This is a genomic window from Methylosinus sp. Sm6 (genome assembly GCF_019802345.1).
GTDB lineage: Bacteria > Pseudomonadota > Alphaproteobacteria > Rhizobiales > Beijerinckiaceae > Methylosinus.
Genome location: NZ_JAINDZ010000078.1, coordinates 1 through 5,753 on the forward strand (window position 1 = coordinate 1; position 5,753 = coordinate 5,753).

Below are 5,753 nucleotides of genomic sequence, written 5' to 3' on the forward strand. Positions count from 1 at the left end.
AACAGCTCATGCACGCAGAGTTCGGACGGATAGTCCGCCGCCGTCCGATTGAACCCCTCGAGAATGAGTTTGCGCTCGGAATCCGAAAGCAGACAAATTTCCGACAAAGCCTTGTTCTCGTCCTCGGCGAAAGATTTTAACGCGCGACAAAAATGCTCCGTAAATCGTTCGGCCGTGCTTTCCTCGAAGAGGTCCATCGAATATTCCAACTGACAGCGAAGTTCGCCAGCTATGTCGGAAAGGGTCAATGACAAATCGAACTGCGTGGCGTTTCCGTTTGCGAGAGCGACGTCCGTTTGCACGCCCGCGATCATGTCGCTTGCAAGCGGCGGTGTGTGGAAATTGAGCAGGACCTGAAAAATCGGATGGATCGCCAAATTTCGAGTCGGATGAAGTCGTTCGACGATCTTTTCGAATGGCGCGTCTTGGCGCGCCGCCACCTGAACGGCCGCATCACGCGCGCGACGCAATAATTCTGTGAATGAAGGGTCGCCCGATAGATCGGCGCGAACCGGAAGCCTGTTGACGAAGAGCCCGACAAGATTCCTGAATTCACGCCGGCTCCTTCCGGCCATCATGACGCCGACGACAAAATCGTCCATCCCGCTCCATCGGAACAAAACGAACTGAAGTGCGGCAAGCGCGATATGGAAAAGCGTCGCGTCTTCTCCGCGTGCGATCTCGCGCAGCGTCGCGACGATTCCCGACGAAATGGAGAAAAAAGCATGACCTGCGCGATAGCTTGGCCGAACCGGCCGGGGTCGGATGGTCGGAAGTTCTATCACGCCCGGCGTGCCCGCGAGATGATCCTCGAAATAGCCTAGCGCGCGATTATAGGCTTCGGTTTCGGAATGCGCTTTTTGCCAGATCGCAAAATCCGAATATTGCGAAAAAAGAGGCGCTTGTATCGGCCACTCGCCCTTTGCAAAGAATGGATACAGCTCGGCAATCTCCCGGACTATCAAATCCGCGGACCATCCATCCGCGATAATATGATGGGCGACGATCGAGAGTAGATATTCCTCTGCTGACAACATGAATAGGCGCGCGCGGATAAGTGGCCCGGCAGACAGAGAAATAGGCGCGGCGATCTCTTCAGCGATTCGACGGGAAATCCGCTCCTGAGCGCCACTCGGTGCAACGTCCTTCCAGCATTCGATAGGCAGTTCGAAACGAGTCCCTGCGCTGATGATCTGCTGCAACGCTCCGTCTTTTTCCTCGAAAGTGGCTCGCAATATATCGTGACGGAGAATGATTGCGCGAAGCGCCCGTTCGAGCGCGCGAGCATCGAGTTCGCCTTTTAACTGAATTTGCGCGGAAATGTGGTAGGCGCTCCCGTCGCCGCCCTGCTGTTCGAAGAACCAGAGCGCTTGTTGCGCATATGAGGTGAGAGATGTTTTGACGATCGGATTATCGCCCGCCAGCGGAGCCGCAGGCGATACGGCCAACTCCATAAGTTCCGTTTTTCGCTGTTTCAGTTCAGCGCGGATCGCAGGCGTGAGCGAGCCTTCTGGCGCGCGATAATGAAGTTGGTCTTCAGAAACCCACAATCGCACGTCGTGGCGCGTCAAGTCGCGCAGGAAAGAATCGAGACTGCTCATAACGTTCCTGTCTCATAGTCGCGGCACTTCGGCCCAGTTTGGTGGGTGTTGTCATCAAATTGACGATTTGCGTCGTAGCTTCCGTGACGGGCTTCAATATAGGTCGCCACTTCGCGCGCTGTTCGGCACTCGACGAGCATTTCTTGGTCGAGAGGCAAATTGGTGATTTCCTGAAGACGAAGAAGCAATTCAATTGCCTTCACCGACGTGCCGCCGAGCGCGATAAATGAAACATCCGGGTCGATCGCGTCCGCCGGCTGTTCTAGAAGCACAGCAAATAGTTCGACGATAGGCGCAAGGGTCGAGTCGATTGACGGCTGGAGAACAGGCGAAGTGCGCGCCGCGCCAAGTTTCACGTCATCGAATTTGCCGTGCAGGAAGTCGCGCAACATTGCAAATCTCATCAGCTTCCCGCTTGTCGTTTTCAGAATGCGGGCAACCGGCACGACCCAGGCGACACGATGCCCGATAATCTCCGCGACAGCCTCGTGCGCCGACTGACACAGCGCCTGACTGTTTTTTGAACGGGTGGCGACGAACGCAACGATTTTTTCCAACCCGTCGACTGGATCCGAAAAGCCACAGACCGCGACCGAACCCACCGACAGCGCTAAGCGGCGGCACGTCGCTTCTTCGACGTCGTGCGCAATGACATTGCGGCCATTGACGAAGATCAGGTCTTTTCGGCGTCCGACAATGATCAGTCCACCGTCTATGTACGCGCCGAGGTCGCCCGTTCGCAGCCATCCCCCTTCGCTGAACCTGTCTGCGCCCGCTTCATAGGGGATGAACGCCGTCGCGACGTTGACGCCGGAAATTTCGATTTCGCCGATTTTACCGTTGGCGACGCTCTCGCCGTTTTCCCCCACGATTCGCATTTTCAGCGACGGCGTCGGCGCGCCGACGTCGACGAACTCGATCCCCGATCCCTGCGTTGAGACCGCGAGGTTTCGTTCGAGCATGGCCTGACGGTCAAAACGATGGACTTTTGGCGCAGCGTCTAATGGCGCGAATGATACGCCAAGACAAGCTTCCGCCATTCCATAACATGGAAGCATGGCTTCCTTTCTGAACCCGGCCGCTTGAAAGCGAATGAGAAAATCGTTTAAAACTCGGGCCGAAATCGGCTCCGCGCCGTTGAGGAAGCAACGCATGCTCGAGAGATCGAAGTCAGCGGCTTCGTCGGGACCAACTTTGTCGGTCAAGTGGCGCAACGAAAAATTAGGCCCGCCCGACAGCGTCGCGCGGCTTGTCTGAACTGCCCGCAACCAGCTTCGCGGATCTCTAACGAAATCAGATGCTTCGAGCTTGACTTGCCGGCTGCCCGCGGCCAAGGGCACCAGATGAAAACCGATCAGGCCCATGTCATGCGACAAAGGCATCCAACTCAAAGTGGTGTCATCCGCGGTGATACGCAACAGATGAATGATGTCAGCGATGTTACTTAAAAGATTCTCATTGCTGAGCTGTATGCCGACCGGACTCCGAGTGGAGCCGGAAGAAAACTGCACGAATACGACGTCCTTTGACGTCGTGCTAACGATGTTTGCGTCATCTGTACGATATTTATCATCGCAATAGTCGCCGTCGTCAATAATTCGGCAGTCGCCAGGGAATTTTACCGAATGTGTCAGGAACATTTGCCGATCCACGATGACCAGACTGCGCGGCAGCAGATTGCATACATTGAGCAGGCGTTTTTTCACCTCGCTTTCGTTTTTCCAGTTTGTGACATGGGGCGTAATGATCGGTACGATCCCTCCCAGCACGGCAGCCCAGAATAATTCTATTTGTCGATATTCGTTCGCAGTCTGTACCACGACAAAGGAGCCCGGGACCGCCCCGAGAGTCTGCAGCCATGCGAGGGTGGACCGTGCGCCGTCAAGAAGGTCGCGGTATGACGCCGAGCGCACAATCTGGCCGCGCCCGAAGAATTCTAATTTGGTCCCAAAATGATTGGCGGCCGTCCAAAAAAGTTGGTCCGTGAGAGTCTTGTGCAACATGACGCGTCAACCAAGTCTTATAGCATGATCACAGAGCCGAAATGCCGCTCGACTATAACGTTCTTTTCTCGCAACGATCAAGTCGGCATCGCCGCGGCGACAGTCGGATTCGCGCAATTTGCGCATGGTGTGCTCGAACGGCGCAACCCGAACGATGAGCGATTCCATATCGCCGGCCAATTTCGCCGCGCGCCGGGCATTCGGTGACCTCTCGGAGGTCGAAACCGGACGTGCGTCCAGCCCCTTTAAAATTACGTGTCCATGCCGGCTGGTCCATGGGTCACCCTCCGACGACATTTTGCGCTGGCTCCATTATGTCGTTGACCTGTTCCGCCAAAGACGTCACGAAAGGGGGCTTGAGCATGGTCATATGATTTCCGGGGCTCCTGAGAGGAACGAGGCGCGGCGCCCACCTCCGCCATCCCTCGATGATTTTGATGTGCCCGCCATCACCCGAGGACGCGTCGTGATCGGCATTGTCGGCGAGCACGAGATGAACCGGGTATGGGTAAGCGATATCGGGTTTATAGAATGTTCTGAGCGCCGCTTCGAACGTGCGGATACTGCCGGCGAGCGCGATGGCGTCAGAGTTTTTTGGCATAAAGCCGGCACGCACGAGACGCTTATGTATGGCGTTTGGATAGTCGCGCCACGGCAGGGCTAAGAGGTCATCTTTTTCGTCTTTAATTGCGCCGTTCGACGCCTGTTCGACGATCGCAAGCCACCGCTTTCGCGCTTCAAAGGAAGTGTAATCGCGGAGCGATATGTCTACGTGATCCGGCGGCTCCGTATCTAGCACGATTACCGACGCCACTGGATATCCCGTTGCGCGCAATTGCAGCGCCATTTCGAAGGCGACCCATCCGCCGAAGGAGTGGCCTAACAGATGAATGGGACCCTTCGAATATTTTTTCAGTATAGCTTTCACATATGCCTTTGCCGCTGCTGGGACTGTCGCGTGGGGAACGTCGCCGTCGCTCAGACCGCGCGGCTGAAGTCCCTCGACTGACCAAGTGTCGCCGAGGCAACCGGCGAGTTCAACGAAATTGCTCACATTCCCCCCAGCTCCGGGAATGCAATAAAGCGTCGTCGCGCTCGGGAGCCCCAAGCTAATCGTGACGTTTGGCGCATAGGCGTCGCTCGGCGTCATCAGGGGAGCCGTGTTTTGCGCGCGGATTTTCCTTGAGAGCGCATCGCCTAGAGCGGATATCGCCACGTCATCGGAAATGCGCTCATTCTCACGAGCACCCGCCGAACGAAGCCGCTCATCCAGAATAATGCTACTCCAATCATATATCTCATCGCTCGGCGCGCCGCTGTTCGCGCAGATCAAAGAAATAGGAAGCTGCATCGGCTCGGAGATGTAATCTCGCACGGCTTCATGAAATACGCGTGCGACTTTCTTTCGGGCCGCGTCATCTCCATGAGGATTTTGATTCTCTTCCGAATAGCGAGCCGTCGGTTCGCGTTCCCTGTCGAATAAAGTCTCACGAGAACACGTCATGCGCGTGACGCTCGACTCATCATCCAGATCGCTCCCTGCATACCGCTCGATCTCGGAAAGGTCAGGTGCGTCGATGAGCGCAAGAAATTCAATCGCCTCATCTATCCCGAGCAATTGTGTCGCCACATCGTGGGCTATGACGCCGCCGCAGACGCGCCACCCGGCGAGACGGTAAGGTCCGTGCGGCTGAACATTCTGGACAAATTGAATTAGGCGTCTTGCGATCGAACGCGGCGTCGTAGGCGGGTCGCTTTCGTGAAGCGCGTAAGTCAAACTGTAGACCGGAAATCCCGCGTCCAAACGAGAGATGAGCTTCGACATGGACACGGCGTCGCTCGTTTCGTCGCCGATGAGAAAAAGAGGTTTGCCAGCGCCAGCCATGCGGATTTGCTTCAAAACGGATCGTTGCGTCCCGCGCCTTTGTCTCCGGATCGAAGAAGCGAGCGCGCTAATTGTTGGATGTCTGAGGAATTCTCGTAATGGCAAGTCGGTTTGCCATTGTTTGAGAGCGTCGGCGAGCTGCACGGCGCGCAGCGAGTGTCCGCCGAGTTCGAAGAAATTGTCGTTGCGTCCGACGCGTTCGACGCCGAGCAGCTCCGCCCAGATCCGCGCCAGCGCTTCTTCGGTCTCGCCGACGGGCGCCTC

General features: G+C 56.4%; 3 protein-coding genes. All 3 read right to left on the minus strand.

From position 1 onward, the window contains the following. On the minus strand, positions 1-1,601 hold a 1,601-nt coding region (locus tag K3F48_RS23120), incomplete at its 3' end, for a condensation domain-containing protein (protein ID WP_255609694.1). After that, on the minus strand, positions 1,598-3,604 hold the full coding sequence (locus K3F48_RS23125) for a non-ribosomal peptide synthetase (RefSeq protein ID WP_222577797.1): 2,007 nt from the start codon (positions 3,602-3,604) through the stop codon (positions 1,598-1,600). The genes K3F48_RS23120 and K3F48_RS23125, both read right to left, overlap by 4 nt. A gap of 280 nt (positions 3,605-3,884) precedes the next feature. Then, on the minus strand, positions 3,885-5,753 hold a 1,869-nt coding region (locus K3F48_RS23130), incomplete at its 5' end, for an alpha/beta fold hydrolase (protein ID WP_222577798.1).